The organism is Collinsella sp. LCP21S3_A3 (assembly GCF_052118905.1).
Lineage (GTDB): Bacteria > Actinomycetota > Coriobacteriia > Coriobacteriales > Coriobacteriaceae > Collinsella.
Window position 1 is genome coordinate 1 of record NZ_JBQKGH010000044.1, and the last position, 1,289, is coordinate 1,289.

3 protein-coding genes are annotated in these 1,289 nt (G+C 67.3%); all 3 read right to left on the reverse strand.

All coding sequences use genetic code 11. The features are described 5' to 3' along the window. Positions 1-23 precede the first annotated feature (23 nt). A complete protein-coding gene (locus tag ACTQ0H_RS09240) occupies positions 24-575 on the reverse strand; it encodes a hypothetical protein (RefSeq protein WP_441548081.1) in 552 nt (183 codons plus the stop codon). Positions 576-657: 82 nt separating this feature from the next. Continuing rightward, complete coding sequence (locus tag ACTQ0H_RS09245; RefSeq protein ID WP_432232230.1) at positions 658-948, reverse strand: hypothetical protein; 291 nt, start codon at positions 946-948, stop codon at positions 658-660. A 136-nt stretch (positions 949-1,084) separates the two neighbouring features. Further along, a partial coding sequence (locus ACTQ0H_RS09250; protein ID WP_441227480.1) for a helix-turn-helix domain-containing protein occupies positions 1,085-1,289 on the reverse strand: 205 nt, incomplete at its 5' end.

Here is a 1,289-nt window from a genome sequence, read left to right on the forward strand (position 1 = left end):
GATGTCGAGCACGATGCGGCGGGTCATGACGCACCGCCGAGCGCGGCGAAGTCGATCCCGGCGGCACGCATCGGCTCGGTGAGCGTCGCGAAGTGGGGGGTGGAGATCATGTCGCGGACGACGACGGCCCATGCGGCGTCCCCTGCGGCGTCCCATGCGGCGTACCATGCGGCGTCCCATGCGGCGTACCGTGCGGCGATCTGCACCTGGTCATCGGTCAGGGTGGGCAGCAGCGCCAGATAGGCGACCACCTCACGGCCACACGGCCCGAGCGCCTGCCACGCGGGCAGCTCCCGCACCACACGCCACCCAGCGCACCCGACCTTGCGCATCGCCCCGGGCACCACATCGGCCAGCGGCTCCACCTCCAGCAGACGGCTCGGCCACCCCATGCCGGAACAGTCGGCAGGCTCGGTCGATGCGGCCAAATGCCCTGCCGGGTCATACCTGGGCTCACCTGAGGGCGACGGATGCCACACCTCCACACCCTCGACCGGCCCACGCTCAGCCACCCACCGGAAGCCGAGGTCGTACCACGACGTGCCGTCGGGGCGGATAGCCTTGTAGTACGTCATCACACCCACCTCCTCGCAGCGGCGTGCCAGTTGGTCGGCAAGTCGTGGTCGTAGATGCTGTAGTCATCCCAGTTGATCTCGCTCACGATGCCGTCACCTCGATTTGGGTGCTCTTCCCGGGGCGTCGGATCGCCATCTGGATGACGCTCCGTCCAACATCGCGGGCGAACTCGTCACTGGGTCTGATGCACGAGAATCCGTTGAGCCATAGGCGCTCGGGTGAATCGTCGTCCTGGTAAAGGTAGGCGTCGCCGTAGGGCCAAGTGTTCGCCTCGGCTATCGCGGTGACGGCCGCCTCGATGCGCTTGCGGGCCTCCCGCATGTCGGTGATGGCCTGATCGAGTTCGACTAGGTGGGCTAGTAGGTCGCTCACGATTCGTCACCCGCCTCGATCCGCTTGGCGCGGTCGTGGTAGTCGGCGGGGGTGGTGGTAGAGTCTGTCATGTTGAGCTTCCTTTCGGGATTGCGTGGCCCTCGTCGTGACAGCGGCGGGGGCCGATTATTTGTGGTCAGCGGGTGGCTGACCTGCTGATGAGGCGCTCTACCTGATCGGCGGAGAAGACGACGCGCCCCTGTGGTTTGCCGGTTGGCTTGTGGCGGCGCAGCTTCCCGTCGGCGGCGAGCCGGTCGACGGTGGTGAGGCTGACGCGCAGCAGGTCGGCCACCTCGGCGCGGGTCATCCAGTCGCCGCTCACGACATCACCTCGGCAGAGA